The 26,133-nt window shown below is 73.1% G+C and carries 28 protein-coding genes; 13 read left to right on the top strand and 15 right to left on the bottom strand.

Annotation, left to right across the window (positions count from 1 at the left end):
• The first annotated feature begins 152 nt into the window (after positions 1 to 152).
• The gene (locus ACFYY2_RS02045) at positions 153 to 1,019 is read left to right on the top strand and encodes a SigB/SigF/SigG family RNA polymerase sigma factor (RefSeq protein ID WP_388735717.1); all 867 of its coding nucleotides are present in this window, start codon (positions 153 to 155) and stop codon (positions 1,017 to 1,019) included.
• A 149-nt stretch (positions 1,020 to 1,168) separates the two neighbouring features.
• On the opposite strand, the gene ACFYY2_RS02040 is transcribed toward ACFYY2_RS02045, so the two are convergent.
• Positions 1,169 to 1,960 (bottom strand): integrase, encoded by a 792-nt coding sequence (locus tag ACFYY2_RS02040; RefSeq protein ID WP_388735715.1) that lies wholly within the window; start codon positions 1,958 to 1,960, stop codon positions 1,169 to 1,171.
• Positions 1,961 to 2,091: 131 nt separating this feature from the next.
• The gene (locus ACFYY2_RS02035; RefSeq protein WP_388735712.1) at positions 2,092 to 3,117 is read right to left on the bottom strand and encodes a MerR family transcriptional regulator; all 1,026 of its coding nucleotides are present in this window, start codon (positions 3,115 to 3,117) and stop codon (positions 2,092 to 2,094) included.
• 324 nt (positions 3,118 to 3,441) lie between these two features.
• Here ACFYY2_RS02035 and ACFYY2_RS02030 point away from each other — a divergent pair, with 324 nt between their 5' ends.
• The 3 genes from ACFYY2_RS02030 (at position 3,442) to ACFYY2_RS02020 (ending at position 6,499) form a co-directional block, all read left to right on the top strand.
• Positions 3,442 to 4,287, top strand: coding sequence for a DUF4397 domain-containing protein (locus ACFYY2_RS02030; protein ID WP_388735710.1), 846 nt, complete (start codon positions 3,442 to 3,444; stop codon positions 4,285 to 4,287).
• Positions 4,288 to 4,579: 292 nt separating this feature from the next.
• On the top strand, positions 4,580 to 6,070 hold the full coding sequence (locus tag ACFYY2_RS02025; RefSeq protein ID WP_388735707.1) for an FG-GAP repeat protein: 1,491 nt from the start codon (positions 4,580 to 4,582) through the stop codon (positions 6,068 to 6,070).
• Positions 6,071 to 6,148: 78 nt separating this feature from the next.
• The gene (locus ACFYY2_RS02020; protein WP_388735704.1) at positions 6,149 to 6,499 is read left to right on the top strand and encodes a hypothetical protein; all 351 of its coding nucleotides are present in this window, start codon (positions 6,149 to 6,151) and stop codon (positions 6,497 to 6,499) included.
• 164 nt (positions 6,500 to 6,663) lie between these two features.
• Here ACFYY2_RS02020 and ACFYY2_RS02015 read toward each other — a convergent pair whose 3' ends face one another.
• Positions 6,664 to 7,005: a chaplin gene (locus tag ACFYY2_RS02015; RefSeq protein WP_388735702.1), complete on the bottom strand. Its 342-nt coding sequence runs from the start codon at positions 7,003 to 7,005 to the stop codon at positions 6,664 to 6,666.
• A gap of 233 nt (positions 7,006 to 7,238) precedes the next feature.
• Between ACFYY2_RS02015 and ACFYY2_RS02010 the strand changes: the two genes are divergently transcribed.
• Positions 7,239 to 7,568 (top strand): UBP-type zinc finger domain-containing protein, encoded by a 330-nt coding sequence (locus ACFYY2_RS02010; RefSeq protein ID WP_388735699.1) that lies wholly within the window; start codon positions 7,239 to 7,241, stop codon positions 7,566 to 7,568.
• Positions 7,569 to 7,671: 103 nt separating this feature from the next.
• Here ACFYY2_RS02010 and ACFYY2_RS02005 read toward each other — a convergent pair whose 3' ends face one another.
• A complete protein-coding gene (locus ACFYY2_RS02005; protein ID WP_388735696.1) occupies positions 7,672 to 8,541 on the bottom strand; it encodes an oxygenase MpaB family protein in 870 nt (289 codons plus the stop codon).
• A 186-nt stretch (positions 8,542 to 8,727) separates the two neighbouring features.
• On the opposite strand from ACFYY2_RS02005, the gene ACFYY2_RS02000 reads away from it, so the two are divergent.
• Positions 8,728 to 9,240 carry an SRPBCC family protein gene (locus ACFYY2_RS02000; RefSeq protein ID WP_388735694.1) on the top strand — a complete coding sequence of 171 codons (513 nt, stop codon included), beginning with the start codon at positions 8,728 to 8,730 and terminating at the stop codon, positions 9,238 to 9,240.
• A gap of 119 nt (positions 9,241 to 9,359) precedes the next feature.
• Here ACFYY2_RS02000 and ACFYY2_RS01995 read toward each other — a convergent pair whose 3' ends face one another.
• Positions 9,360 to 10,325: a pirin family protein gene (locus tag ACFYY2_RS01995; protein WP_388735691.1), complete on the bottom strand. Its 966-nt coding sequence runs from the start codon at positions 10,323 to 10,325 to the stop codon at positions 9,360 to 9,362.
• Positions 10,326 to 10,446: 121 nt separating this feature from the next.
• Here ACFYY2_RS01995 and ACFYY2_RS01990 point away from each other — a divergent pair, with 121 nt between their 5' ends.
• Entirely contained in the window at positions 10,447 to 10,851 is a 405-nt protein-coding gene (locus ACFYY2_RS01990) for a tetratricopeptide repeat protein (protein WP_388735688.1), read from the top strand.
• Positions 10,852 to 10,923: 72 nt separating this feature from the next.
• Here the strand turns inward: ACFYY2_RS01990 and ACFYY2_RS01985 are convergent, their stop codons facing one another.
• A complete protein-coding gene (locus tag ACFYY2_RS01985; RefSeq protein ID WP_388735687.1) occupies positions 10,924 to 11,628 on the bottom strand; it encodes a TetR/AcrR family transcriptional regulator in 705 nt (234 codons plus the stop codon).
• Between the two features lie 130 nt (positions 11,629 to 11,758).
• Positions 11,759 to 12,508 (bottom strand): SDR family oxidoreductase, encoded by a 750-nt coding sequence (locus ACFYY2_RS01980; RefSeq protein WP_388735684.1) that lies wholly within the window; start codon positions 12,506 to 12,508, stop codon positions 11,759 to 11,761.
• Positions 12,509 to 12,710: 202 nt separating this feature from the next.
• Between ACFYY2_RS01980 and ACFYY2_RS01975 the strand changes: the two genes are divergently transcribed.
• Positions 12,711 to 13,289, top strand: a complete 579-nt coding sequence (locus tag ACFYY2_RS01975; RefSeq protein ID WP_388735683.1) for a GNAT family N-acetyltransferase — start codon at positions 12,711 to 12,713, stop codon at positions 13,287 to 13,289.
• Between the two features lie 135 nt (positions 13,290 to 13,424).
• Here the strand turns inward: ACFYY2_RS01975 and ACFYY2_RS01970 are convergent, their stop codons facing one another.
• Both ACFYY2_RS01970 and ACFYY2_RS01965 read right to left on the bottom strand, forming a co-directional pair.
• On the bottom strand, positions 13,425 to 14,201 hold the full coding sequence (locus ACFYY2_RS01970) for a CbtA family protein (RefSeq protein WP_388735681.1): 777 nt from the start codon (positions 14,199 to 14,201) through the stop codon (positions 13,425 to 13,427).
• Between the two features lie 26 nt (positions 14,202 to 14,227).
• The gene (locus ACFYY2_RS01965) at positions 14,228 to 14,443 is read right to left on the bottom strand and encodes a CbtB-domain containing protein (RefSeq protein WP_329042387.1); all 216 of its coding nucleotides are present in this window, start codon (positions 14,441 to 14,443) and stop codon (positions 14,228 to 14,230) included.
• A gap of 273 nt (positions 14,444 to 14,716) precedes the next feature.
• Here ACFYY2_RS01965 and ACFYY2_RS01960 point away from each other — a divergent pair, with 273 nt between their 5' ends.
• Positions 14,717 to 15,289, top strand: a complete 573-nt coding sequence (locus ACFYY2_RS01960) for a histidine phosphatase family protein (RefSeq protein WP_388735678.1) — start codon at positions 14,717 to 14,719, stop codon at positions 15,287 to 15,289.
• Positions 15,290 to 15,294: 5 nt separating this feature from the next.
• On the opposite strand, the gene ACFYY2_RS01955 is transcribed toward ACFYY2_RS01960, so the two are convergent.
• The 4 genes from ACFYY2_RS01955 to ACFYY2_RS01940 all read right to left on the bottom strand — a co-directional run bounded on the left by ACFYY2_RS01955 (position 15,295) and on the right by ACFYY2_RS01940 (position 19,091).
• Positions 15,295 to 15,975: a 4'-phosphopantetheinyl transferase gene (locus ACFYY2_RS01955; RefSeq protein ID WP_388735676.1), complete on the bottom strand. Its 681-nt coding sequence runs from the start codon at positions 15,973 to 15,975 to the stop codon at positions 15,295 to 15,297.
• Complete coding sequence (locus ACFYY2_RS01950; protein WP_388735674.1) at positions 15,972 to 16,865, bottom strand: metallophosphoesterase family protein; 894 nt, start codon at positions 16,863 to 16,865, stop codon at positions 15,972 to 15,974. Before ACFYY2_RS01950 ends, ACFYY2_RS01955 begins: the two co-directional genes overlap by 4 nt.
• 184 nt (positions 16,866 to 17,049) lie before the next feature.
• Positions 17,050 to 17,607, bottom strand: a complete 558-nt coding sequence (locus ACFYY2_RS01945) for a BLIP family protein (protein WP_388735672.1) — start codon at positions 17,605 to 17,607, stop codon at positions 17,050 to 17,052.
• 308 nt (positions 17,608 to 17,915) lie between these two features.
• A complete protein-coding gene (locus ACFYY2_RS01940; protein ID WP_388735669.1) occupies positions 17,916 to 19,091 on the bottom strand; it encodes an epoxide hydrolase family protein in 1,176 nt (391 codons plus the stop codon).
• A gap of 164 nt (positions 19,092 to 19,255) precedes the next feature.
• Between ACFYY2_RS01940 and ACFYY2_RS01935 the strand changes: the two genes are divergently transcribed.
• The gene (locus ACFYY2_RS01935; RefSeq protein ID WP_388735667.1) at positions 19,256 to 19,876 is read left to right on the top strand and encodes a maleylpyruvate isomerase family mycothiol-dependent enzyme; all 621 of its coding nucleotides are present in this window, start codon (positions 19,256 to 19,258) and stop codon (positions 19,874 to 19,876) included.
• 118 nt (positions 19,877 to 19,994) lie between these two features.
• On the opposite strand, the gene ACFYY2_RS01930 is transcribed toward ACFYY2_RS01935, so the two are convergent.
• The gene (locus ACFYY2_RS01930) at positions 19,995 to 20,960 is read right to left on the bottom strand and encodes a MerR family transcriptional regulator (protein ID WP_388735664.1); all 966 of its coding nucleotides are present in this window, start codon (positions 20,958 to 20,960) and stop codon (positions 19,995 to 19,997) included.
• Between the two features lie 95 nt (positions 20,961 to 21,055).
• Here ACFYY2_RS01930 and ACFYY2_RS01925 point away from each other — a divergent pair, with 95 nt between their 5' ends.
• Complete coding sequence (locus ACFYY2_RS01925; protein WP_388735662.1) at positions 21,056 to 22,612, top strand: alpha/beta hydrolase; 1,557 nt, start codon at positions 21,056 to 21,058, stop codon at positions 22,610 to 22,612.
• Between the two features lie 60 nt (positions 22,613 to 22,672).
• Here ACFYY2_RS01925 and ACFYY2_RS01920 read toward each other — a convergent pair whose 3' ends face one another.
• On the bottom strand, positions 22,673 to 23,599 hold the full coding sequence (locus ACFYY2_RS01920; RefSeq protein ID WP_388735659.1) for a cupin domain-containing protein: 927 nt from the start codon (positions 23,597 to 23,599) through the stop codon (positions 22,673 to 22,675).
• 124 nt (positions 23,600 to 23,723) lie between these two features.
• On the opposite strand from ACFYY2_RS01920, the gene ACFYY2_RS01915 reads away from it, so the two are divergent.
• Positions 23,724 to 24,695 carry an SDR family NAD(P)-dependent oxidoreductase gene (locus ACFYY2_RS01915; RefSeq protein WP_388735658.1) on the top strand — a complete coding sequence of 324 codons (972 nt, stop codon included), beginning with the start codon at positions 23,724 to 23,726 and terminating at the stop codon, positions 24,693 to 24,695.
• 132 nt (positions 24,696 to 24,827) lie between these two features.
• Positions 24,828 to 26,093: an NAD(P)/FAD-dependent oxidoreductase gene (locus ACFYY2_RS01910; protein ID WP_388735656.1), complete on the top strand. Its 1,266-nt coding sequence runs from the start codon at positions 24,828 to 24,830 to the stop codon at positions 26,091 to 26,093.
• The last annotated feature ends 40 nt before the right edge of the window (positions 26,094 to 26,133 follow it).

Below are 26,133 nucleotides of genomic sequence, written 5' to 3'. Positions count from 1 at the left end.
CCCGAGCGGCGTCCTCCGAGATCCCTCAGCGTCAGAAAGCAGCGGAGTAGGCGCTTTTGTCTCGGATGGGGGTGTGAGCGGCATGCACCCGGGTAGGCGAACTCTGCGCGTGCGTAGTCGCAGACGCTGCCGGCCGAAGGAGTACGACCATCATGTCGACATCCGTACAGGCACCGATGGCAGAGAACGGTGTACCGACGGCGCTCCCGGAGATCCCTGATCCGCGGAGGGTCGCACCGAAGGACGCCCGCGCGCTCAACAGGCTTTTCTTCGACCGGCTGCAGGCCCTCGACGAGGGCACCGCCGAGTACCAGTACGCCCGCAACACCCTGATCGAGATGAACCTCTCGCTGGTCCAGTTCGCCGCCGGCCGCTACCGCAGTCGCGGCGACGGCCAGATGGAGGACATCCTGCAGGTCGGGACCATCGGCCTGATCAAGGCCATCGACCGGTTCGAGCTCGCCCGCGAGGTGGAGTTCACCTCCTTCGCGATTCCCTACATCGTCGGTGAGATCAAGCGCTTCTTCCGCGACACGACGTGGTCGGTCCACGTCCCGAGGCGGCTGCAGGAGCTGCGTGTCACCCTGGCGAAGACGAAGGAGCACCTCGCCACCGTCCTGGACCGGGACGCCACGGTCGGCGAGCTCGCGGAACACCTCGCCATCAGCGAGGAGGAGGTCATCGAGGGTCTCATCGCGTCGAACGGCTACACCGCGGGCTCACTCGACCTGCCCGTCGACGGAGCCGAGAACGAGAGCCCCGGAGCGGCGAGCCGTACGCAGAGCGACCTCACCGGCGACTGCGACCCCGGTATGGAACTGGTCGACAACCTCCAGAGCCTCGCGCCCCTGCTGGAGACGCTGGACGAACGCGAGCGCGCGATCGTGGGTATGCGTTTCGGCCAGGAGATGACACAGGCCCAGATCGGCGAACACCTGGGACTCTCCCAGATGCACGTATCCCGGCTGATCAGCCGCATCGTCGCGAAGCTGCGCGAGGGCATGCTGACGGAGGACTGAGCACCGCGGCCTCCGCGCCGGCTGCGCCGCACCGCCGCTGCCGGCCCCGGTTCCGCACGTTGCGCGAACCGCGCGGGTTCACGACTTGCGCGGGCCCCGCGGGCTCCGCGGGGCCCGGCGAACGGCCCGGGAGCGACACCGCAGACGTGTCAGGACCCGTCGAGTCCGGTGCAGTAGGCGATCGTCGCGTCATCCGCCGTCACCGCGCGGCCCGACTCCGCCCGCCGGACCCTCCGGACGACGTCGTCGGGTCCTCGTGACGCCAGGGTGGCCAGGACGTCCGGCCAGTCGGCGAGCCGGAACGGGTCCACGAGCCGGGCGGCGCCGTTGCTGAGCAGGGCGACGCCGGTGATCTGGGAGACCGGACGGCTCCCCGTGATCGCCTCGTCCGCCGCCCGGGGGTCGTCCTTGGCCACCCAGAACCCGCCGTGCCGGTTCCGGTTGGCGCGCATGTCTCGGAGCAGCCGGCCGTACTCGTCTCCGCCTTCCGGCAGGTCGGCGAGTGCGGACCGGTACGGGCGGCAGACGAGCTCCTCCCGAGGGTCCGACACCACCACCGGCGCACCGTCCCGCACGTCGAGCACGAGGACCGCATCGCCCAGCACCAGGTGGTCGACGTGTCCGGCCGCCGTCGTACGCATGACGGCCACTGCTGCCGACGGGGCGACGGGATCGGCGACGTCGCAGGTGTCCCGGTGCGCGTCCGTCACCCGTTCGACGGCCTCCGCGAGAAGCGCGGCGAGGCTGCGCTCCGGGGCGAGGGGCAGCAGGCCGAGGAGGCTGCTGCCCAGGCGCCCTGCGTACCAGGCGACGCCATGACGGCAGACGGCCCCGGTGCCCGGGATTCCGGCGCCGTCGATCAGCACCGCCGCCCCCGGCACGACGCCGACGAAGTCCTCGTTCACACGACCCGGCCTGGCGGCCTCGGTCGTCATGCTCACCCGCACGCCCGACACCTCTCCCCGCCGACCGATCTGGCGACGGCACCCGAGCCCCGTCGGCGCGGCGTGATCACGCTAGCGGTAGCGCGGAGCCATGTTCCACCGGGGGCGGCGTCGGGCGGCGGGGACGCTCATCGGCCCGCGATGTCCTCCACGGCGGCGACGGCCTCCGCCAGACCGTGCGGGTGCGGCAGTCCCGGCACGGACCGGCCCGCCCAGCCCGGCCCGAGGGTCAGGACGACGGGATTCCTGCGGGCCCCGCGCACACCCCACTCCATCGCGGCCACGTGCTGCGCCAGTGGACGACTCGCCGTGCCGCGCGACTGGGCCCACAGTCCGACCGCCGCCGGCCCTGTCCTGCGCACCGCGCTGACCAGGGACTCCACCGGCAGGGCACCCCCGAACATACGGACCGGGAGACCGCGTTCGGCGAGTGCGGCGACCAGGACCTCCAGCGGCAGGGTGTGGTGCTCCCCCGGCACGCAGGCCAGGACGGTGACGGCGCCGGCGCGATCGGCGACCGCGGGCGGCGCGTGGCGTCGGAGCGCGCCGGAGACGTGCCAGGACAGAAAGTGCTCGACCTCGACATACCCCTCGCCCGAACCCTCCCACTTGCTGCCGACCGCCTGCAGTGCGGGCATGATCACCTCCGACCACGCCGTGACCAGACCGTGCTCCTCGATCGCGACCGCCATGAGTGCGTCCAGAGCGGGGGCGTCGAGGCGCAGCGCCGCGTGGGCGACACCTCTGCACTCGCGCCGCACGTCCCCCAGCCGGAGGCCGCTGCCCGCCTTGCTGCGGCCTCGGTGCAATGGCGCCGCAGGGCCGGGCGCCGTGGCCGCGCGGGCCTCGTCCGCCGGGGACGGCTGCCGGTCCGGCGGCGCTTCTCCGCGCGCCTGGCGGGCGGCCTCGGCCGGAGGCACGCCGGTGGCCGCGAGGGCGCACATCCGCTCCAGCCGGGCCACGTCGACGGAGGTCCAGCGGCGATGTCCGCCGTCGGTGTGTCCGGGGGGACCCAGGCCGTAGCGGCGGTCCCATGAACGGACGGTGGTGGGGGCCACTCCGAGGCGCCGTGCGACCTCACCCGTGGACAGAGCGCCGCTTTCCCGCGGTTCCCGCAGGTGACCGCGATCCGCATCGTTCGCGTGGCCGCTCACACCGCCAGGATACGACGCACAAACGACGCATGTTGTCCGCGTCGCTTCACCTCCCGAGACTGGGATGTATGAGATGCCTGCCGCACACAGCGCGGGATCAGTGGGCCCCCCGGAGCGGCCCGCGGGTCCTGACCAGGTGAACGGCACGCCGTCGCACCGATCGGCGGGCGCTCGGACCCGGTGGCCACTCCCGGCCGGGGGTTCCCCGACGCGCACAGCCGTGGTCGACGGCACGTGGTCCCCTCGCTGTACGGCGGCACAGGTGACCGACGCAGGAACGTGACTCCGCAACCGGCGGACAGTCCGACCGAAGGAATGATCCCCATGACCACCCGGACCCCACTCGCCATAGCCGCAGCGGCCATCGGCGCCGGAGCCCTCACCCTCGGCCTCACCGCGCCCGCCGTGGCGTCCACCGGCACCCAGAACGCGGACAAGGCCATGGTGTCCGTGTTCCACGGCGTGCCCGGCATGACCGTGGACGTCTACGCCAACGGCGACCGGCTGCTCGGTGACTTCAAACCCGGCACCGTGACGGAACCGCAGGCGCTCGCCCCGGGCACGTACGACATCCAGGTGTTCGAGGCAGGACAGGGACCTGACGGCACACCGGCCATCGAGAAGAAGATCAAGGTGCCGGCGGACGCGAACGCGACGATCGCCGCGCACCTGTCCGCGAACGGCAAACCCGAACTGACCGCGTTCGTCAACGACGTCTCGAAGGTCGACGACGGGAAGGCACGACTGACGGTACGTCACGTCGCTGCCGCGCCCGCCGTCGATGTGCGGGCAGGCGGACAGCCGGTCTTCAGCGGGCTGGTGAACCCGGACGAGATGACGACCGAGGTCGATGCGGGGAAGCTCAGCACCGACGTCACCCTCGCCGGGACCGACACCGTGGCCATCGGCCCCGCCGATCTGAACCTCAAGGAGGGAACCAGCAACGTCGTCTACGCCTGGGGCAGTGCCGACGCCAAGGACCTGGCACTGAAGACCCAGACGTTCAGCACCGGGGATTCCGCACCGGCCGCCGTGCACGCGGGTGGCGGCGGTGCCGCCGCGGCCGGCCCGAACTCCCCGGGCGACTGGCAGGCCTGGGCCGCTGCCGCCGGGGTGGTGACACTCACGGGCGTCGTGGTGGCTCACAGGTACGCCGGCCGACGGGGCTGACGCGACCGGCCCGGCGCACGCGTGCCACGGCACGTGACGGCCCACCGGCCTGCGGGGAGCACCGGCGTCCTGACGCCGGTGCTCCCCGCCGGGTGTGGTGGTCGTGAGGCACCCTCGCGGCCGGGACGGGCGCAGCCCGCGCGCCGCGCAGCCGTACTCGGCGGTCGCGTACCCGTCCGCTGTATGTCACTGCTCCGCCACAGAACACCGGCCGGGCGGCAACCTCCGCCGCGTGCCGCGCATCCAACCAGTGACCGGCGGACCCGCCACCGGCCGGCACCAGGGAGCAGACATGACCCACAGGCGTCCCACGGCAGCAGCTGCCGCCTCGTTCCTGCTGCTGAGCGGCATCGTGATCACCACTGCGCCCCCCGCGACCGCGGGCACTCCGGGCGGCACCTATGCCGACGACCGCAACTGCGACTTCGACGGAGACGGCTACGACGACGTCCTCACCGGCGCTCCGGGCGGCACCGACGGCGGCAGGAAGGGGGCGGGTTACGTCACCGTCCAGTACGGCTCCGCGAGCGGCATGGGCACCGCGACCAGCATCCCGCGCGTCCGCACCGCGGTGTTCGGCCAGTCGACGCCCGGCGTGCCGGGCACCGCCGAGACCGGTGACGGATTCGGCACCGCTGTGGCCACCGGGGACCTCGACGCCGACGGGTACGACGACGCGATCATCGCCGCTCCCGGTGAGGACGAGGGTGCGGTCGCCGACGCCGGCAGGGTGGTCGTCCTCTACGGGTCGCGGGGCGGACTGTCCGCCGAGCGCGGCGCCACGCTGCGGGCGGCCGCACCCGTGGCGAACGCCCGCTTCGGCTCGGCGGTCGCCGCCGCGCACCTCAGCGGGGCGACCCCGGGTGACGACCTCGCCGTCGCCGATCGCACGGGCACCGACCTGTTCTCGTACGACGCGGGCGCACTGCGCGGAGCGGGGCGTCTCCCCGCGTCCGGTGCGCCCGGGCGCGAGTCGATCCGGCCGGCTGCGCTGACCACGGGGAACTACGACGGTGACGGCTATTCCGACCTGGTCGTGTCCGGCCTCGGTCTGGAGCAGGACGGCCGGGCCTGGTCGGCCGTCTACATGGGCGGCGCCGACGGACCGGTGTACACCCGTGACCTCGCCGGCGGCACCTCGTCGGCCTCGGGGGACATCGACGACGACGGATACGACGACCTGGTCTTCGGAAGGCCCGACAAGCCCGAGGACGAGAACGAACCCCTGACGGGCGGCATGGTCGGCGTGTTCCTCGGCACGGCCGACGGCATGGCGGACGTCGACGAGCTGGGCACCCCGGCGCAGGTCTGGACCCAGGACACCGCCGGTGTGCCGGGCACCGCCGAACTCGGTGACGCGTTCGGCGCCGACGTCTCCCTCGCCGACATCGACGGGGACGGTCACGCCGACCTCGCCGTGGGGGTGCCGGGCGAGGACGTCGGCGCCGTGCCGGACGCCGGTGGGGTGCGGCTGCTGCGCGGATCGACGACGGGCCTCACCGCGGCAGGCGCCAGGTCGTTCGACCAGAACTCGGCGGGCGTACCGGGCACTGCGGAGAAGGGGGACCGCTGGGGTGGGCAGGTCCGCCTCGCCGACACGGACGCCGACGGCCGCTCGGAGCTCCTGGCCGCGGCGCCGGGCGAGAACACGTCGGACGGAGTGGTCTGGTGGCTCGCCGCGTCGACGAACGGGACGGTCAGCACCGGCTCGTGGTCCTACGGCGGGGGTTCCCTCGCCGCCTCGGGCGCGGACGCGCTCTTCGGCGCGTCGGTCGACGAGTGAGGGGACCGGCGCACCGCCCTTCCGGCGGTCCGCGTGGCCGCACGGCGTCTCCGCCCGGTACGGGGCAGCATGGGCCCGATGGAATCCCCGACACAGCCGGAGCGGACGCCCGACGGCCGGTACATCGTGGTGAACGGCCGCCGTTGGCGGGCGACGGACCCCGGGATTCCCGAGCACGTCGCCGCGGCCCTGCGCCGTCACCTCATGTCGGCGCGGCGTGCGGTGGGCGCGGCACGCCGGGCCGGGGACGAGGTGGCGGAGGGCGCGGCACGGAGCCGGGTGCACACGGCGAAGGTGGCACTCGGCGAGCGCGGCACCCCGTGGTGGGACCAGTCCCCCGCGGAGCGGCGCGAACGCTGGACGAAGGGGGCCGCCGAGCTGGACGCCGCCTGCGGGGGTGACGGCGGCGAAGGTCATGCGGAGGCATGAAGGTCCGCGTTTCACGGACTGCGCACCGCTCGCGGTGCCGGCACGGCCACTCGTGAGCGGGTGCGGCGGGGACCGGCGTGAAGGACGCGCCCGGAGAAGTCGCTCCGTCCGGCCGAAGCGCCCCGATCGCTTCGGCCGGACGGGTGAGGGCGGCTCAGGAGGTGTTACTCGCCGTGGCCTTCGGAGTGGCCGTGGTGGCCGCCCTTGCCGTCGCTGTGGTGCTCACCCTTGCCGTCGCTGTGCTCGTCGAAGTCCTTGCCGCCGAAGTCGCCGTTGATGCAGGTGTTGCCGGCGCTCGGGTTCAGCAGGCCGATGATGTTCACCGAGTTGCCGCACGCGTTGACGGGGATGTGGATGGGCAGCTGCACGACGTTGCCGGACAGCACGCCCGGCGAACCGTAGGCGACGCCCTGCGCACCGGCGTCGGCGCTGGCCACACCCGGCCCGGCCAGAACCAAGGCGCCCGCGGCCACGCTCAGGACCGCCGCACTTCCCAGCTTGAACATGATGTCTCCAGACGTGTGGGGGCCGCCCCACGGAGGGCGGCGAACTGCGATCTACACTGCGCACGCCCGCCCGCCCGTCCACGCTGACACGCCTGTTGCCCGGTACCGCCCCCTCGAACGGTGGACCCCGCCGGGCGGGCCGGAGCGTTCGATCCGCTCGATCGGGCAGCATGTCCGCAGCAGTGGCGGTCGGTACGCTCGCCGACGGCGCGCGACGACGGAGGGACGGGCCGATGGCCGCATGGAAGGTGGCGCCCGACGCGGGCGCGCTGGGCCGCAGATGCTGCACGCACGCGGACGCGGACGAGCACCTGCCCGAGCGGGAGGGTACCCCGGCCTGCGACGACTGCCGTGCGGGTGCCCCGTCCGCGAGCCTGCTGCGCTGTCTCACCTGCGGGCATGTCGGGTGCAGCGACAGTTCGGCCGGACAGCACGCGTACAGGCATGCCCGGACCCGCGGTCATCCCCTGGCCCGCTCCCTGCGTCCCGGCGACGCGTGGGCCTGGTGCTACGAGGACGAACTCTTCCTGCTTCCCGTGGACGGCGACGGCCTCTCCCGGTGACCTCACACCCATGGCCTCCGGGCCGGGGCGCCGGCATTCCGTCGCCGATGGACGGTGCGGTGGGGGCGACGCAGGAGACGCGACGGCTGGGGGTTCAGGATCGTCATCCGTCCTCGGGCCCGCGCATGGCCCACCCGATGAGGCCGGTGGCCGCTCGTCCCACCGGCCTCAGCACCCACCGCTCCCCCGGCTCCCAGCGCGGAAGGCCCAGTTCGCCGGCCGCCCAGCGGGGCAGGAGGGCGACGGCGTTGCCCGCCAGTGCCCCGTAGAACGGCAGCGCGATGACCGGTACCGGCGGCCGCAGGAGCAAGTACCGGGTGGTCTCCCGTGCCTGCGGCGTGCCCCGCAGTTCCGCACGGTACGTCTCCAGGCGTGCGCGCAGGGCCTCGGCCGACCGGGGCGGGGACGCGACTCCCAGGGCCTGGGCGATTCGCGCCATCTCCGCGACGTAGCGAGAGCATTCCTCGTCCGTGAGGGGGCGCGCCCCGAACACCTGGTGCGCTTCGAGGAAGCTGTGCGTCTCGGCGATGTGAACCCACTCCAGCAGATGAGGGTCGGAGGCGCTGTACGGCACGCCCTCGTCGGTCACGCCCTTGATACGCGCGTGCACGGCCCTGACGCGCTCGCAGGCGGACTGCGCGCTGTCGGCCGTGCCGTAGGTCGTGGTGGCGAGGAAGGTGCTCGTGCGCTGGAGCCGCCCCCACGGATCGCCCCTGAACCCGGAGTGGTCGGCCACTGCGGCCATGGCCTGCGGCTGGAGGGACTGCAGGAGCAGCGCGGACAGTCCGCCGATGAACATCGAGCTGTCCCTGTGGACGCGGCGTACGGGACTGTCCGGCGCGAACCATCGAGGGCCGGGCGTGTGGTGGATCGCGTCCCGGTTCCGGGGGCCGTCCGGGCCGGCCACGCGCTCGAACAGGAGCGCGCCGGCGCGCCTGCGCAACGCGTCGAGTGCATGGGGGAGAACGGCCATAGACGCTCCTCGCGGCTCTGCCGGCCTGCGCGCGCGACCGGCCCGGGCTGTGCCCGCCACGCCCGGCGGATGCGGCCGGGCGGAAGCGGCAGCCGTCACCCCATGGTCCGCACGGCACGGGGCGCCCGCCACTCGTCGGGGGGACCGGCGTGCGTCCGATGATCGCGCACGGGTAGGAGGACCATCGTGCCCAGCGCGGGCACGGAGCACGACGTGACCCCAGGAGCCGCAGTGATCAAGGTCGAACGCATCATGCACTCGAACCGCACGCGCGACGAGATCGTCGCCTACATGGCCGACTTCTCCCACACCGAGCAGTGGGACCCGGGCACCATCAGCTGCCGGCAGGTCGATGCAGGTGCTCCGGTGAGGGTGGGCACGACGTGGCTGAACGTGTCCTCGTTCCGCGGACGCCGCACCGAGCTCCGCTACGAACTGACACGGATGGACGACGACCGGCTCACCTTCGTCGGGCGCAACAGGACGGCGACGTCGACGGACGACCTGCGCTTCGAGCCGGACTCCGGCGGCACCAGGATCACGTATCGCGCTCTCGTCGAGTTCCACGGGGTGGCGCGCCTGGCGACACCCGTCCTGAAGCGGGAGTTCGAGCGGCTGGGGGACGAGGTCTCCGAGCAGCTTCCGGCCGCACTCCGGGAAGCCCTGGGCCCCTCCCCGTCCGGCCCGCAAGAACCGTGACCGGTGACCACGAGGCTCTCCGACGGCCGACGGGGAAGCCCGGCCCCGTGGACGGCGGCGGCGCGAGGCCACGGCACGTCCCGGGGCTCCCCCGACGGCGAGCCGAGGGCGGCGTACGCCTAGCGCACCCGGCCCCGGGGCTTCAGCGCTCCCGGGGGAAGAGCCGGCGCGGGCAGGCGCGCGCCGTCGTAGCCCCGTACTACGCCGAAGCGGGTGCCCTCCATCCAGTCCAGGCGGGCCGCCTCGACCTCCCCGTGGGACCGTCCGACGAAGTTCCACCACATGACGATCTCCTCCTCGAACGGCTCGCCGCCCAGAAGCATCAGCCCGGCGTCGGAGGCCGCGCGGAGCGGCAGTTCGGTGCGTCCGCAGCCGAGGTAGAGCATGGACCCCGGAAGCACCGGCACACCGTCCACCTCGGCCTCACCCGACATCGACAGCACCGCGTACTCGAAATCCGGGTCCATCGGCAACCGGGCTTCGGCACCGGCATCCAGCGCGATGTCGGCTCCTACGATCGGCGTGTACGCCGTGCCGGGTGAGGCCGCCCCGTCGAGCTCACCCAGGATCACGGTCGCGGTGAGGCCCGGAGCCGTGACGGCGGGCAGGTCGGTGTGGTGCTGGAAGTGCGGCTCGACGTGCCGGTGGGCGTCCGGGAGGGCCACCCAGAGCTGGGCGCCGTGCAGGAACCTGGCGTGCGGCTTCGGGCTCTCCTCGGAGTGACTGATCGCCCTGCCCGAGGTCATCAGGCCCAGTTCGCGCGGACGGATGGTCCGCAGGCTTCCCAGGCTGTCACGGTGCAGGACCTCGCCGTCGTGCAGCCAGCTGACCGTCTGCAGTCCCATGTGCGGGTGCGGGGGCACCTGCATGCCCGGCTCGTCGGCGATGTCGTCCGGACCGTAGTGGTCCACGAAGGCCCAGGCCCCGACCATGCGGCGGCCGAGGTTGGGAAGCAGTCGGCGTACCTCCGCGGACTCCCCGAGCCGGACGCGGCGGGGAGTGAGGAGTTCTCGTACGGGCTCGGCCACGACGAACCCCCGTCCCCCGCAGACGGAGAGGGGTGCCTGACGGTCCAGATTGCTCATGGCGCACAACCTACGGCCAAGGAGGGCCCGGGGCGCCGGTCCCACGCCGAATATTTAGTGGAATGTTAAACTATCTTCCGGTGTTGGGCACGATGCACCACACCATGGCCGAGGAGGAGAAGTGGACGAGACCTACTACGAGTTCGGCACACCGGCCGAGCGCTGGGACCGTGCGCAGATGTTCTTCGAGGCGAAGGAATACCTGACAGCCGCACGGATCCTCGGCGGGCTGGTCCAGGAGGCGCCGGAGCAGGTGGCGCCGCGCCTGCTGCTCGCCCGCGCCTACTACCACTCCGCCCGGCTCACCAAGGCCGAGACGGAGCTGCGCGAGGTGCTGAGGCGCAACCCTGTCGAGGACTACGCCCTCCTCATGCTCGGACGCACGCTCGAGCGCCAGGGCCGGGCGGCCGAGGCGGCGCCCCACCTGCGGATGGCGCGGGCGATGGCGGGGGACTTCGAGCCCGGGCCGACCGGTTCCGGGCCGGCTCCCCTGGGCCTGTCGTCCGGAGGCGCGGAGCCGGCCTGACGGTCCGAGGAGGGGGCCGGCGCCGGGAGGGCGAGGGGTCCGGCCCCCGAAGGTGCCCGGGCCGGGCCCCTCTCAGCCGCGCTCCGGCCCCCCGCTCGACACGCGGTCCAGCCACTCCGTCATCAGGGCCGATTCGGCCGCACTGAGGCCGGCCCCCTGCGAGCGCCGCAACAGCGCGGCGAGCCGGGCCGCCACGGACGGGACCTCAGCGTCCTCCGGTTCGGCCGTCCACGCGTCCGGCGTGAAGACGGCCGCGTGCACGGCGTCGCGCACACGGACCGAAGTGGCCGCGTCCGGGAAGGTCGCCGGGCGGGCCACCAGCATGAGCGCCACTCCCGTCGTGGCGGACATGATCATCTGGGCCGCGGCCTCAGGGGCGATGCGGAGTTTCCCCTGCTCCGCCGCGCGCTCCAGATCCCGGGTCAGAATGCGATGGGCCTCGATCGCGGAGGCCGGGGGCGTCCGCATCGCCGGCGAGTTCATCAGGCGGTAGAGGTTGGGGTTCCGCCGGGCGAAGTCGATGTGCCCGTCCCAGCCGTTGCGCAGGTCCTCGACGGGGTCCCCACTGTCTCCCCGCTCCCGTTTGGTCGCCAGGTACGCGTCGAATCCGTGGTCGACGACGGCCGAGAGGAGTCCCGCCTTGTCCCCGAAGTGCCGGTAGAGGGCCGGAGCCCCGACCTGCGCCCCCTCGCACACGGCCCGCGTGGAGATGTCCCCGTCCGGGGACTCCGCGACCAGCTCGGCCGCGACTTCGAGGATGCGTGCTCGTGTACTCACCGGACGGACGCTATCAAGCGCCGCGCCGGCCAGGACCGGACGACGGTATGCGATGCGCCTCCGCTCTCCGCGACGGCGCACCAGCGGCGCCGGGCATCCCCGGACAGGCACGGCGGACGTCGACGGCCCGTCAGGCGATGCCGCCGTTGGCCCGCAGGACCTGGCCGTTGATCCAGCGCCCGGGACCGGCGAGGAAGGAGACGACCTCCGCGATGTCCTCCGGCACGCCGAGCCGCTCCAGCGGCGGCTGCGCGGCCGTCCTCGCGATCGTCTCCTCGTCCTTGCCGTCGAGGAACAGGGCCGTGGCGGTGGGCCCGGGTGCTACGGCATTGACGGTGATGTCCCTGCCCCGCAGTTCACGGGCGAGTATCAGCGTGATCGCCTCCACCGCACCCTTGGACGCGGCGTAACCGCTGTATCCCGGGAGCGCCAGCGCCAGCACGGAGCTGGAGAAGTTGATGACCGCTCCACCGTCACGCAGCCGGCGCGCGGCCTGCTGGCCGACGACGAAGGTGCCGCGGATGTTCGTGCGGTGCATCTGGTCGAGGACGTCCAGATCGAAGTCGGCCAAGGGGGCGAGGGACATCACGCCCGCCGCGTGGACGACGACGTCCACTCCCCCGAAGGCCTCCTCGGCGGCGTCGAAGAGGGCGGCCACGGCCACCTCGTCGGCGACGTCCGCCCGGCGGGCGAAGGCCAGGCCCCCCGACGCGGTCACGGTCTCGACCACCGCGCGTGCCTCAGCCTCGCGTCCCGCGTAGGAGACGACGACCGCGAATCCGTCCGCCGCCAGCCTCTCGGCGCTCTCGCGGCCGATCCCCCGCGACCCACCGGTGACGAGAGCGACCCGGCGGGCGGGGGCGGGGTTCTGCTCGGTCATGACGTGCTCCTCGACGAGAGATGTACGCCGCTGACGCCCCGGGCCATGACGCAGCCGGCCCGGCTCGGCCTCGACGCTGACAGGAACAACGCTAACATTCACGTGGTATCGACGCTACACCCTTACTGTCGCTCCCTCCCGGACCCCTCGCGAGGACGAAATCAAGGTGCGTGCGCCGGGGCGGCGGTGATACCCAGGCCGGATGAAAGCCCTCATGACCACCCGGCTCGCGCTGCATCCCCTGAGTGCCGCCGAAGCCGCGGACATAGAAGCAAGCGGCCGCGAGAACCCGCCGGCGGCGCACTGGGCGCCCGGCTATCCCGATGCAGGCGACCGGAGGGCGGCAGGCCGGTTCCTGCGGACCTGCGCGAGTGTCGGTGACCCCGGGCCCTTCGGCGCGTTCGAGATTCGCCGGCGCGCGGACGGTCTGGCGATCGGCGGCGCGGATTTCCACGGCGCCCCGGATTCCGAGGGGCGGCTCACCGTCGGATACGGCCTGATCGCCTCGGCACGGGGGTTCGGCTACGCGGCCGAGGCACTCGGTTCACTGCTGGCCTTCGCACGCTCGCAAGGGGTGTTGTCCGTGAAGGGCGACGCCGATCTCGACAACGTCGCCTCCCATCGCGTCATGACGTCGGCCGGTATGCGGCTGGTGGCGGTGGACGACCGGTTGATGCACTTCCGCGTCGACTGGAGGGACACCCCGGCACCGGGCCCCGGGCCATCGCACCCGGTGCGGGCCCGGCCGTCGGCCGCCCGCCCTGAACCACGGGGAGCGTGAGACCGGTTGCCCGGCGCCCGTCCACTCGACGGGCTCCCGTCACGCAGGGCCGAGCGATCACGCAAGGTACCGCGGACGACGGAACCCGCCGGTGAATCCGGCGGGTTCCGTCGTCCGTTCCGTGGCGCGTGAAGGTCAGTTCGCGACCCCCACCGACCGCGTGGCGCCCGGCGCGGCACCGGCCGCCGATGCGGTGGGCGGCAGCAGCTGTCGTTCCGTGAGCGCCCCGAAGACCAGGCCGAACGCGGTCCAGAGGGTCGCCTGAACAGCGAGCGTGGACAGCCTGAACTCCCAGAGGAGCGTGGCAGGGAAGTCGGCACCGACTTCGTTGAACGAGGGGAGGAAGGCGTAGGCGAGCCCGATCAGGACGACGTAGCCCCCGGCCGCGGCGATCGTCGCGTTCCAGTTGCCGAGCCGCGGCGCGAGTCGTTTGCCCGTGATGACGGCGGCGACGGCCAGCAGCACGCTGAGCGCGACCATCAGGAAGAACAGACCGGTGCGCTGACCGATGGTGTCGGGGTTGCCGACGGCGGGCGGGTTCGCCGGATACTTCAGGAACGGCACCACGTACACCGTCAGCAGCGCCGCCCCCGCGACCAGCGCGGCGGTGGCCCTGGGACCAAAGGCGCCGATGCGGCCCAGTGCGTAACAGAAGACGAGTGCCGCGATGCCGCCGGCTGCGACACCGAACACCAGGACGCCGGTGGCGAGTCCACCGGTGGCCTGCATGGTGCGGCTGACGAGTTCCTCGCCGCCGTGCTCGTGGCTGTGGGCGTGCGCCTCTTCCAGTGCGATGGCGGCGTCCACCCGGGATTCCCCGAGGAAGTAGGCCACGCCCAGCGCGAGCACGCCGGCCACGAGGCCGGCCAGCATGCCGCGGATGAGCAGGGCCCGGACCGATACGGAGTTCATGGGGCGCTCTCCTGCTTTCCCGTCCCTCAGTGGCAGGGGAAGCCGAGCAGGTGACGGCCGTCGTGCACCCATTCGTGCACGCCTTCGCCGGAGATGAGCGCCGTGGCGCCCTGCTCCGCACCGACGAAGTAGAGGAGCACGAGCATCAGGATTCCGAAGAAGACCGCCCACGGCGCGAGGGCCTTGAGCGATATGGGCGCGATGACCGGTGCGACGGTGGTGGGGGCGGCAGAGTGTGCCATGGCAGAACCTCCTGTGGGAACACGCGTCCCTGTCGTGGTGCCGTTGACGAGGTGCCGGGTCTGACTTCCCGCAGCGGGGCGGGTACACAGTGGCGCGACCGTGCCGGATTCTCACCGGGCTTCCGTCACACCTTCGTCATGGTTGCCGAGACCATACCGCTTGCCGTTCGGCCACCGCCATGGCGCAGGGGGAGCTTGTCGGTCCGCGGGACCCCTGTGTTCCCATGGGGCGACTGCGGGGCGGGCCCGCTGTCCGGGGAGTGGAGTCGGAGCATGACGGTACGGGTGATGTTGATCTCACCTGCGGTCAACGCCGCTTTGCGTGAGGCCCGGTTCGAGGGTGACGCTCCCCTGGACGAGGCCGGCGCGCGCGGGGCGGCGGCCGTCGCGGCGGCAGGAGGGGTGCCCGGCGCGGACCGGCACGTGCGGAGTCCGTCCCGGCGCTGCGGCGGGACCGCTGCCGCGCTGGGGGTGGAGGCCCGCGCCGAACCGGTCCTCGCCGACTGGGACATGGGGCGCTGGCGGGGCCTGCGGCTCTCGGACGTCGGCGCGGTCGAGCCGGACGCCGTGTCCGCCTGGCTCGCCGACCCCTCGGCCGCGCCCCACGGCGGTGAATCCCTGCTGGACCTGATCGCCCGGGCGGGGACGGCACTGGATTCGCTGGGCGGCGCTGACGGACGGCTGCTGGCCGTGGCGGAGCCGGCGGTCGTACGGGCCGCGCTCGTCCACGCGCTGAGACTTCCCGTGGAGGCCTTCTGGCGGCTGGACGTCGCCCCCCTGAGTCTCACGGAGCTCAGCGGCCGCTCGGGCCGGTGGAACCTGCTGTGCGGCCGGCCGCTGAGCTGAGGTGATCAACCGGCGGCGTCGCCCCCGTCCGCCGGGAGCACGATCGCGGTGACGACGAGCCCTTCCGCCGCCAGCCAGCGCCCCTCGTAGGACGCGGGCATCCCCGGAGCCGTGCGCAGCAGTTCCGCGGTGAACGTGCCTTCGGCGGCGGCTCCCGGGCTGCGGTGGAAGGTGATGTCGGCCTCGCTGAAGTCGAGTTCGACGCGGGTGAGCGGGAACCACGTCTTGAAGACGCTTTCCTTGGCGCTGAAGAGCAGCCGGTCCCAGTGGACGCCCGCCCCGTCGGTCCCCGCGGATATCCGCGCGCGTTCCGAGGGCAGCGAGACGATCTCGTAGACGTCGGACGGGAGCGGTTCGTTCGGTTCGGCGTCGATGCCGATCGCCCGGGCCCGAGAGGTCCGGCCCAGCACCGCGGCGCGGTAGCCGTCGCAGTGCGTCATGCTGCCGATCACTCCGTCGGGCCACAGCGGTATGCCGCGGTGCCCCGTCAGCACCGGCATCGGCGGCAGCCCGAGAGCGGCCATCGCCCGCCGTGCGCAGACGCGTACGGCCGCGAACTCGTGCTTGCGGCGGTCCACGCTGCGGGCCACGAGCCGCGCTTCCTCGGGGTACAGGCTCCCGGGCGGCGCCTCCGCCATGTGCGTGTCCGCGCAGGCGACGTAAGAGGGGAGCAGGCGTTCGATCATGTGTCGGCTCCGTGTGCGGCCGGGGCCCGCTCGCCGTCGTAGGGGAGGATCTGCCGCAGCAGGCCCTGTGGATGGCCGCGTTCGCGCCACTCCCTCGGGTAGCCGATCGAGACCTCCTCGAACCGGACGCCGTCGTACCACGTCGTCCGGGGGATGTGGAGGTGGCCGTACACGACGGCGGCGACGTTGAAACGGCGGTGCCAGTCGGCGGTGAGTTCCGTGCCGCACCACTGGGCGAACTCCGGGTACCACATGACCGAGGTCGGTTCGCGCAGCAGGGGCCAGTGTCCTGCGATGACGAGGGGGATGGACGGGTCGTGCGCCGTCAGTCGCTCCTCGGTGAGCGCCACCCGGGCGCGGCACCAGTCGTCCCTGGCCGGGTAGGGGTCGGGGTGGAGGAGGTATTCGTCGGTGCAGACGACGCCCGCCTCGTGCGCCCGGGCCAGGGACTCCTCCTTGGTCGACGTCCCCGGGACCCTGAAGGTGTAGTCGTACAGCGTGAAGACGGGCGCCACGGCGACGGGGCCGTCCGCGCCCCGCCAGTGCGGGTACGGGTCCTCCGGCGTGGTGACCCCCAGCTCCCGGCAGACCTGTACGAGGTGCTCGTACCGCGCTCGGCCCCGCAGGCGTACCGGGTCCTTGTCCACGGTCCACAGTTCGTGGTTCCCGGGGGTCCACACCACATGGGCGAAGCGGCGGGTCAGCTGCTCCAGCGCCTTCTCGACCTCTTCGGCCTGCTCCGCCACGTCTCCCGCGACGATCAGCCAGTCCGCGTCCGTGGTGGGCCGCAACCGGTCGGCGATCGGGCGGTTGTCCGCGATACCTACGTGGAGGTCGCTGACGGCGAGGAGCCGCCCCTCCCCCTTCGGCGTCCGGGGGACGTCGCTCATCGGGCTCATTGTTCGAATTTACCGCCTCGACGGATCTCCCCCGCACCGGCTCGCTCGACGTGCTCTCCCTTCGTGCGGCCGCGGTTCACAGCGGGCGCACCGGGCGGGGCGGCGTCGCGCGCACCGGTGGCGTCCGGACGGGCCGGCCGACGCGGCGGCCGCCACCGGTGCGGGACCGCTCGCGTCAGGTCAGGCTGCGCTGGTAGCGGTAGGTCAGCCGGCCGTCGGTGAAGTCGAAGTAGGCGGTCGGCGGGAAGAGTCCCGTGGCCGCCTTGCAGGCGTACTTCTCGACGAAGCCCGTGGTGGCGGGCCAGTTGGCGTAGCTCTGTCCCTGCACGACACAGGAGTCCTTGGGAACGACTGCCCACACCTGGGCCTCGCTCATCCCCAGGGCGGTCTTGTTGTAGTGGGACAGCCTGATGGACGGGCTCTTCGGCTTGTACAGGAACTCGTTGCGCTTGGAGTACAGCTTGCCGTCGTCGGTGAAGTCGAAGCCTCCGTAGGGGGCGTAGTCGCTCGACTCGGTGAAGCAGAGGATGGAGTCACCGACGACACCACCGGTGTCGCACGCCGGTTCGCCGCCGCCGATCTCCCAGACCTCGTCGAAGGTCATGCCGAACTGGATCTGCTCGTATCTCTCGACCGAGAAACCGGAATTGGCCTCTGCGGCCGTCGTCGTGGCGGCGAGGGCTGCCGCGGCGGTGGCGAGTGCGAGTCCCGTACGCGCAATCCGGGTCTTCACCACGTGTGTCCTTTCGTCGAGGCCCCGGGCACACGCCTCGTCCTGGACGCGGTGGGGCGGTCCGTGGGGTGCGGTCCGTGCGGTGCGGGGAGTCCCACACCGTCTGCGGCGCGGCAGGCCCGCGGGCGTGGCCCCCGCCACCGGTCGCGACGCTATGGTCCGCCGCTCTCCGCCCCGTCTCCCGGCCGGATCCGTGGCCGGGAAACGCCGTGCGTTCCGCGTACCCACCCTCCCGCCGGACGCCTGTCGCCCGGCACCACCCCGAACGGCGGGCCGGGAGAAACGCCGCGTGGTGGACGCCGCGGTGTTCAGCCCTTCGCGGAGGTCCGGTAGGGGCGGAAGAAGGCGCGCAGTTCCTCGGCGTAGATCTCCGGCTCCTCGAACGCGGCGAAGTGTCCGCCGCGGGCGGGTTCGGTCAGGCTCACCAGGTTCGTCGTACGTTCCAGCCAGGCCCGCGGAGGGCGGACGATGTCGCCCGCGAAGAGCGAGAAGCCGGACGGGACCTCTACCCGGCGGGCGAGCTGGGCGGGCGGAATCGCGGCGTTCGCGCGGTACATGCGCATCGACGAGCCGATCGTCCCGGTGAGCCAGTAGAGCATCACGTTCGTCAGGATCTCGTCCTTCGTGAAGGACCGCTCGATGTGGCCGCCGCAGTCGCTCCACGCCTGGAGCTTCTCCGCGATCCAGGCGGCGAGGCCGGCGGGCGAGTCGTTCAGGCCGACGGCCGCCGTCTGGGGCTTCGTGCGGTGCACGGCGGCGTACGCGCCCTCGGTGGCTCCCCAGGCGGTGACGTCCTCCATCCAGGCTCGCTCCTCGGGCGTGAGGAGGGCCGGGTCGCCGCTGAAGACGGGCAGACCGCCGTCGGTCCGGTGGACCGCCACGACGCGGTCGGGGTGGTCGAGTGCCAGGTACCGGCTCACGTGGCTGCCGATGTCCCCTCCGGCCGCACCGAAGCGGGTGTATCCGAGAACGCTCATCAGCTCGGACCACAGGCCCGCCACGGCGATGGAGTCGAGGGGCTCGTCCGTGGGCCGGTCGGAGTACCCGAAGCCCGGCGCGTCGGGCACGACCACGTCGAACGCGTCGGCGGGGTCGGCCCTGTGCGCTCCGGGGTCGGTGAGGAGCGGAATGACCTTGGTGTAGCGCCAGAAGGAGTCGGGCCACCCGTGGCTCAGGATCAGCGGCAGCGCGCCCCGGGCGGGTTCGGCCGCACGCACGTGGACGTAGTGGATCCCGAGGCCGCCCAGAGGCACGCGGAAGCGGGGGAACCGCGAGAGCGCTGCCTCCTGCGCGGGCCAGTCGAACTCCTCGGCCCAGTAGGCGACGAGCTCGCGGAGCCAGCCGAGGTCGGTGCCCTGCGACCACCCCGCGTCCTCCGGGCTGTCGGGCCAGCGTGTAGTGCGCAGTCGTGCGCGCAGGTCGTCGAGCGCCGCGGGGGCGGTCTGCTGGATGAACGGCTCGGGGCGGGGCTCGGCGTCCGGCATGGGGATCATCCTAGAGGGCGGTGTGCCGCCGGCCCCGGCGTCGGCAGCCGGCAGGACGGAGGTCGCGGGGGCGCCGCGTCCGGCGGACGATGAGTTCGCGCGCTCCCCGGGGTCTCCATGGGCGGACAGTAGCGCCGAGGAAGGCCGACGAAGGAGGAGGAGCCGTGCAGAAGGACGAGGTCTGGGGCGTGGTGCACGCGGAGCGAGCGGCACTGATCGAGGACCTGGCCGGCCTCGACGACGAGGGCTGGCGGACGCCCTCGCTGTGCGAGGGGTGGACCGTGCACGACGTGGTGGCCCATCTCGTCGACTCCGCCCGGACGACGCGCCTCGGTTTCGTGGTCTCGCTGGCGCGGGCGCGGTTCGACTTCGACCGGCAGAACGCCCTCGGCGTGGAACGCGAACGCGGGGACACCCCGCAGGAGACCCTGCGACGGCTCCGCCGGGCGGCACCGCGTACGTCCACCCCTCCGGCGCCGCTCGCCGGCCGCCTCGTCGAGGAGATCGTCCACGGCGAGGACATCCGCCGGCCCCTGGGACTCACGCGCGCCTATCCGCAGGCGGCCGTCGTCGACGCGCTGCGGCTCCAGACGCGCACGTCCGCGTCCTTCGGCGGAGCGAAGGAGCTGGTGGCGCGCGTACGCCTCACAGCGACCGACACGGATCTGGCGATCGGGTCCGGGCCTGAGGCCGCGGGCCCCGTGCTCGGTCTCCTCCTGGCCGTGTCGGGCCGCCGGGTGGCGCTGGACGACCTATCGGGGGCCGGCGTGATGGGGCTGGCGTGACGGGGCTGGCGTCACGGGCGTCGGAGCGCGCTGAAGTCGCTCTCCCCCGGCTGCCACGGTCGCCGCCCGGAGCCCGCCGGTACGGGCGAGGGCAGTCGCACGGCAGGGTGCGGCCCGCTCAGCCGCGCCGGACGGCCGCGGGCGCCCCCGAGTCGGCGTGAAGGGCGGCCAGCAGCCAGTCGTGCGCCGTGCCGGGGTTCGGCTCGGGCCGGTCGGTGTGCCCGCTGACGAGCTCGGCCGTCAGCTCCCAGTACCTGTCGATGCGCGGGTCCGCCGCGAGCCGCCCTGCGAGCGCCCGGCGGAAGGCCGGGGTGTCGGCGGCGTCGCCGGCGCGCGCGTAGGCGTCCACGAACGCTTCCAGCGCCTCCCCCGCGTGCGGTTCCCTCCCCTCGCGCATCCGGACCGCCGCCAGGTCGTACGCCTCGGCGAGGCCCGCGTACAGCACGGCCGACTCCCGGGCGCCCGCCGACGCGTGCGCGTGGGGCTGGGTGGGCGTCCCGTCGTCGCAGGGGCCGGACACCATGGCGTACAGCCGGGCGAAGGCAAGCACCTGGGCCGGTTCGGGGTCCTCGGGCGGCTGCGGGACGGCGGCGTCGAGGAAGGCGCTGACGGACCGGGCCGGCATCCGTGGTGGCAGCCACGCACGCCAGAACCGTGCCAGAGGAGCGGTGTTCGGCGGCGCGGCGACGGCTCCGATCAGCAGCAGACGGCCGGGGCGGTCGGACGGCGGGCTCTCCTGCACCGCGCGCAGAGCGGCCTCTCTCCAGCGCAGGGCCGTGAGTTGTGTACCCAGTTCAGCCAGCTGCCGGGCGACCGCCTCCTCCAGCGCTCCCCCCGCCCGGCCCCGGTCGTCGTCACCGAGGACGCGGTGCACGGTGGAGACGGGAAGGTCCAGGGTGCGCAGGGAGCGGATCAGCCGCAGCCGTTCCAGGGCGTCGGGGCCGTAGCGGCGGTGCCCGCCGGGACTGCGGGCCGCCTCCGGCAGGAGACCGCGGTCGGAGTAGAAGCGGACCGTCTTGACGGTGACCCCCGCGCGCCGGGCGAGCTCGCCGATACCGCACAGACCGTCCCATGACGAGAACACTTGAACCTCCCTCTGGGGGAGTTCCTACGGTACCGGCGAGAGGGCCGGCCGGAAGGTGTGCCGGCCCGCGGACGACGGCGTACCGAGGAGAGATCATGACCGTGTTCATCCTGGTGTCGGGCATGTTCACCGGACCGCACGTGTGGCACGACACGGCGGCGCGGCTGACCGCCGCGGGGTCCGGCGTCCGTACGGTGCCGCTCGGCGGGCTCGGCGGGACCCCAGCCGCGCCGGGTCGGGTCATCGATCTGGAGTCGCACGTCGCGGACGTCGTCGCGGTGATCGACTCGGTCCTGCGGGAGGCGCACGCGGAGGCCGGCCCGGTCCCTCCGGCAGCGCACGCGGAGATCGTCCTGGTCGGCCATGACTACGGCATCCATCCCGTGCTGGGCGCCGCCGACCGTCGCGCCGCGTCGATCGCGCGGATCGTGTACCTGGACTCGGGGCTGCCCCGGGACGGCGTTCCCGCGCTGGCCGCCGTCGCCGACCGGCAGGTGCGCGAGGAGGTGATGCGGCGGTCGGCCGGGGGCGGGGGCGCGGCAGCCGAACTCCCGCCCCCGGCCCGTGAGGAGTGGGGGCTCTGGGGCAGTGTCGCCGGCGTCCCGGACGCGGCCCTGGACCGGCTCACCGAGTCGGCGGTGCCTCAGCCGCTGGGCACACTGCTCCAGCCGCTGAGCCTGACGGGGGCGCTCGCCCCGGTCCCCTCGACCGGCGTGCTGTGCACCGCCGGCGGGGCGGGGATCGCACTGGTCCAGAGCCGGGTGGATCTGGGCGAACCCTCACTGCGGGAATGGGCCGATCCGCGGATGACGTTCTTCGAACTGCCCACGGGGCACTGGCCGATGCTGTCGTGCCCGGACGAACTGGCACGGACGCTGATCGGGGCCGCCGCCGGCGAGGGGCACCGGCTCACTCCCGCGAACGCCTCCGGGGGTCCGGCGCATCTGCGTCCGTTCCTGCTGGACGTGCCCGCGGCGCCCGTCGAGCGGGTCGCCCACGTCGATCTTCATCTCCCCTCCGCACCGGGCCCCCGCCCGGCGGTCCTGTTCGTGCACGGCGGGCCCGTTCCGGCGGCAGTCCGCCCGACCCCCAGGGAGTGGCCGGGCATGACCGGGTACGCCCGTTACGCGGCCGCGCAAGGCGTGGTGGGTGTGACGGTCGATCACCGCCTGCACGACGTGGCGGACTACGGGCGGGCCTCGGCGGACGTCGCGGCGGCGGTGGATCTGGTCCGGTCGGATCCCCGGGTGGACGCGGACCGGATCGCGCTGTGGTTCTTCTCGGGCAGCGGCCTCATGAGCACCGGGTGGCTGGCGGCGCCCCCGGCGTGGCTGCGCTGCCTGGCGGCGAACTACCCGGTCATGGCTCCGTTGCCGGGCTGGGGCGGGGTGGGGAGCGGGTTGTACCCGGCGGAAGCGGTCGCCCATGCCGGTGACCTGCCCGTCGTGCTGGTGCGCGCCGGGCTGGAGAGTCGTGGGATCGCCGCCACCGTGGAGGAGTTCCTGGACTCGGCGGAGCGGCACGGGGCGAACGTCGAGGTGGTGGACGTGCCGGAGGGCCACCACAGTTTCGAGGCGGTCGATCCCACGGACGCGTCGCGCGAGGCGGTGCACCGGGCCATGCGTGCCGTGCTGGGGCGTCTGACGGCCTGACCCGTGGCCTCGGAGCGGCCCCGGGGCCGTCGCCGCGCGGGTGCCTGCAGGCGGCCCGGTTCACCCGCCCCGGGGCTGCCGGAAGGCGGCGCGGTAGTCCCGGGGCGACGATCCGGTGACCCGCTTGAAGGCCGTACTGAGCGCGCTCTCGGAGCCGTAGCCGACCGCGTGCGCGATGGTGGCGATCGTTCCGGTGTCCTCGCGCAGGTGCCGGGACGCGAGCTCGACGCGCCAGCGTGTGAGGTAGTCGAGCGGCCCGCAGCCGACCATGTCCTTGAAGCGCGCGGCCAGGGTGGACCTGGACACCGCACCCGTCTCCGCGAGCTCGGCCACGGTCCACCGGTGCTCGGGACGCCGGTGCATGGAGGTCAGGGCGGCTGCCACCGCGGGGTCCGTGAGGCCCGCCAGCCAGCCCGACACCGCGTGGGGCTCGCGGGCGAGGTGCACGCGCAGGACGTGGACGAGCATGACGACGGCCAGGTGCTCGGCCACCAGTGCCGAGGCCATCTCCCCGCGCCGGAGCTCCTGGTCGATCTGCGCGAGTGCCCACTGGAGGGTGTCGGCACCGGCGGTGCCCGCCGGCACGTGCACGACCGCGGGCAGGCCTTCGAGCAGCAGTGACCGCGCCCGGTCGCCGAAGGAGAAGCGTCCTCCCACGAGAAGGACCTCGTCCGAGCCGTCGCCCGCCCGCGCCACCCCGCCCTCGGCCCGGGAGAAGACGTGCTCGGCGTCGACGGCGAAGGCCCCGGGGTCACTGCGCAGGGTGAACCGACGCGGCTGGGTGAGCAGGTAGCAGTCCCCGGCGGCGAGGGCGATCGCCTCCCGCTCCCCCTCCACCTCCAGGGAGCACGCGCCGCGCCGTACGGCGTTGAACTTCACCCCGGCCGGCGCCTCGAAGTTCAGGGCCCACCGCCCTCCGGCAACCAGGCTCGACGAGAGGTGACTGCGTGTGTCCAGCAACGCGAGTACATCTTCCAAGGGATCCATCACCACTCCACTCCTGGACGTTCAAACATGTTTCCAGGATTCCACATCATAGATGCTCCGCATCGCTGTCGGTAACGTCGGGAAGCGACAGGTACTCCCCACCTCCTACACGGAAGGGTTTCCCGTGCGAGACCACCAGCGACTGACCACGCCGTTCCACTCCCATGCCACAGCGGCCGAAGTCCTCGACGGCGCCGACCTCACCGGGCTCCGTGCCGTCGTCACCGGGGGAGCCTCCGGGATCGGCACCGAGACCGTGCGGGCTCTGACAGCCGCGGGGGCGGACGTGACCGTCGCCACCCGGAACCCGGCTTCCGCAGGGGCCACGGTCCGTGAGCTCGACTCCCTGCCCGGGCCCGGGTCCGTGCGCGCCACCGCGCTCGATCTCTCGGACCTGGCGTCGGTCGAGGCCTTCGCCGGGACCTGGCAGGGTCCGCTCGACATCCTGGTCGCCAACGCGGGCGTCATGGCCGTGCCGGAGCGCCGGCTCAGCCGCGAGGGCTGGGAGCTGCAGCTCGCGACCAACCACCTGGGCCACTTCGCCCTGGCCACGGCCCTGCACCCCCACCTGCGCGCGTCAGGGTCGGCGCGCATCGTCGTCGTCAGCTCGGGTGCGCACCTCACCGCGGCCTTCGACTTCGAGGACCCGCAGTTCGAACGCCGCCCCTACGACCGCTGGACGGCCTACGCCCAGTCCAAGACCGCCGACGTGCTGCTCGCGGTGGGCGCCCGGCGATGGGCCTCCGACGGGATCACCGCCAACGCCCTGAACCCGGGGTGGATCAGCACCCGGCTCCAGCGCCACCTCGACGACGACACCATGCGTGCGCTGGGCGCCGTCGACGAGAAGGGCGAGATCATCCCCCAGCCCTATTACAAGGAGCCGGACCAGGGAGCCTCGACCTCCGTGCTCCTCGCCGCCTCCCCGCTCCTGGACGGCGTCACCGGCCGCTACTTCGAGGACAACCAGGAGGCGCGGCTCGTCGAAGGACCTGAGGAGACTCCGGGCGGGGTCGCGGCCCACGCACTGGATCCCGTGGCGGCGGATCGCCTCTGGGACTACGCGTCCGAGGCCGTCGCGGCCGCGCGCGGGTGACGAACCGCCCGCTTCGCGGGCACACGGGTCACACGATGAGGGGATCTCCGTGGCGGCTCCTGGCTTCGGAGCCCCGAACGTGATCGGGTTGACAACCCGTCAGCCTTGCGGGAACCAAGCCGAGGGACACGGATGACGAACCGACAGCACCAGCGGTCGCCGGACGCTCTCGTCGTCGGCGCCGGGCTCGCGGGACTGGCCTGCGCACTCGACCTCAGCCGCGCGGGTCTCCGCGTCGAACTGCTGGAGGCGTCCGACGGCGTGGGCGGACGGATGCGGACGGACCGCAGGGACGGCTTCCTGCTGGACCGCGGTTTCCAGGTCTTCAACACCTCGTATCCGCAGGTGAAACGCCGTGTCGACCTGCGCGCACTGCGCCTGCGGCCGTTCACCCCCGGCCTCGTCGCCAGGACCCCGTCGGGGCGGGTGCGCCTCACGGACCCCACGCGGCGGCCCGCAGACGCGGCGGAGTTGCTGCCAGGCCGCGTCCTGTCGGCCCGGGACCTGGCCGCGCTGGCCTCCCTCACCGCACGTGACGCGCTGCTTCCGGCGAAGCGTCTGGGGCGGTCGACCGACCGCACCGCCGCGGAGGCGCTCGTCCGCGCCGGGCTCTCGCCCCGCGCGATCGACGAACTGATGCGGCCGTTCCTGTCGGGGGTGTTCCTCGAAGAGGGGCTGGAGACCTCGGCGCGCTTCCTCCACCTCGTCTGGCGCAGCATGGCCCGGGGCACTCTCTGCCTGCCCTCCGAGGGCATCGGGGCCGTGCCCGCCCAGCTCGCGGCCCGCCTGCCGGACGGTGTCCTGCGGCTCGGTTCGCCGGTCGCCGGCATCACGGACTCCGGAGTGCTGCTCGCGGACGGGCGCGAACGGACGGCCGCCCGCGTGGTCGTGGCCACGGATTCCGCCGCGGCGGCGCGCCTGCTGCCCGGCCTCCCCGTCCCCGGCAGCCGGACGGTGACGACCTACTACCACGCGGCCGAACGCTCCCCGCTGAGCGAGCCGACCCTGGTGGTCGACGGTGGTCTGGCCATCCTGAACAGCTGTGTGCTCACCGAGGTCGTCCCCGGTTACGCTCCGCCGGGCACCGCGCTGGTGTCCACGTCCGTCCTCGGCGGCGGGCCTCCCGGGGGTGAGCCGACGGTCCGGGCCCGGCTGGCGGAGCTGTACGACACGGACACGAGTGTCTGGGACCCGGTCGCGTCGTACACCGTGGAGGGGGCGCTCCCCGCCATGCTGCCGCCCTGGCCGCTGAGCCGTACGACGCGTTTCGTTCCGGGGCGTTACGTCTGCGGGGACCACCGGGCCACCGGATCGGTGCAGGGGGCGCTCGCCTCGGGCAGCAGGGCCGCACGCGAGGTGATGGCCGACCGCGCGGCGGCGCGGGCCGCCAGGACGTGACCGGGCCGTGCCGGGTAGCGGGCGGGACGCGGTGCGGGCG

The organism is Streptomyces sp. NPDC001822 (assembly GCF_042892135.1).
In the GTDB taxonomy this organism is placed as follows: Bacteria; Actinomycetota; Actinomycetes; order Streptomycetales; family Streptomycetaceae; genus Streptomyces.
This window is presented reverse-complemented; position numbering and strand designations above follow the sequence as displayed.

Excerpts from the sequence above, each read along its gene's own strand:
- ACFYY2_RS02030 (WP_388735710.1), top strand. The coding sequence starts at position 3,442 with ATGACCACCCGGACCCCACTCGCCATAGCCGCAGCGGCCATCGGCGCC.
- ACFYY2_RS02025 (WP_388735707.1), top strand. The coding sequence starts at position 4,580 with ATGACCCACAGGCGTCCCACGGCAGCAGCTGCCGCCTCGTTCCTGCTG.
- ACFYY2_RS01965 (WP_329042387.1), bottom strand. The coding sequence starts at position 14,443 with ATGGCACACTCTGCCGCCCCCACCACCGTCGCACCGGTCATCGCGCCC.
- ACFYY2_RS01995 (WP_388735691.1), bottom strand. The coding sequence starts at position 10,325 with ATGAGCAATCTGGACCGTCAGGCACCCCTCTCCGTCTGCGGGGGACGG.
- ACFYY2_RS02005 (WP_388735696.1), bottom strand. The coding sequence starts at position 8,541 with ATGGCCGTTCTCCCCCATGCACTCGACGCGTTGCGCAGGCGCGCCGGC.
- ACFYY2_RS02010 (WP_388735699.1), top strand. The coding sequence starts at position 7,239 with ATGGCCGCATGGAAGGTGGCGCCCGACGCGGGCGCGCTGGGCCGCAGA.
- ACFYY2_RS01950 (WP_388735674.1), bottom strand. The coding sequence starts at position 16,865 with ATGAGCGACGTCCCCCGGACGCCGAAGGGGGAGGGGCGGCTCCTCGCC.
- ACFYY2_RS01975 (WP_388735683.1), top strand. The coding sequence starts at position 12,711 with ATGAAAGCCCTCATGACCACCCGGCTCGCGCTGCATCCCCTGAGTGCC.
- ACFYY2_RS01955 (WP_388735676.1), bottom strand. The coding sequence starts at position 15,975 with ATGATCGAACGCCTGCTCCCCTCTTACGTCGCCTGCGCGGACACGCAC.
- ACFYY2_RS02020 (WP_388735704.1), top strand. The coding sequence starts at position 6,149 with ATGGAATCCCCGACACAGCCGGAGCGGACGCCCGACGGCCGGTACATC.
- ACFYY2_RS01910 (WP_388735656.1), top strand. The coding sequence starts at position 24,828 with ATGACGAACCGACAGCACCAGCGGTCGCCGGACGCTCTCGTCGTCGGC.
- ACFYY2_RS01940 (WP_388735669.1), bottom strand. The coding sequence starts at position 19,091 with ATGCCGGACGCCGAGCCCCGCCCCGAGCCGTTCATCCAGCAGACCGCC.
- ACFYY2_RS02015 (WP_388735702.1), bottom strand. The coding sequence starts at position 7,005 with ATGTTCAAGCTGGGAAGTGCGGCGGTCCTGAGCGTGGCCGCGGGCGCC.
- ACFYY2_RS01960 (WP_388735678.1), top strand. The coding sequence starts at position 14,717 with ATGACGGTACGGGTGATGTTGATCTCACCTGCGGTCAACGCCGCTTTG.
- ACFYY2_RS01920 (WP_388735659.1), bottom strand. The coding sequence starts at position 23,599 with ATGGATCCCTTGGAAGATGTACTCGCGTTGCTGGACACACGCAGTCAC.
- ACFYY2_RS02045 (WP_388735717.1), top strand. The coding sequence starts at position 153 with ATGTCGACATCCGTACAGGCACCGATGGCAGAGAACGGTGTACCGACG.
- ACFYY2_RS01970 (WP_388735681.1), bottom strand. The coding sequence starts at position 14,201 with ATGAACTCCGTATCGGTCCGGGCCCTGCTCATCCGCGGCATGCTGGCC.
- ACFYY2_RS01925 (WP_388735662.1), top strand. The coding sequence starts at position 21,056 with ATGACCGTGTTCATCCTGGTGTCGGGCATGTTCACCGGACCGCACGTG.
- ACFYY2_RS01980 (WP_388735684.1), bottom strand. The coding sequence starts at position 12,508 with ATGACCGAGCAGAACCCCGCCCCCGCCCGCCGGGTCGCTCTCGTCACC.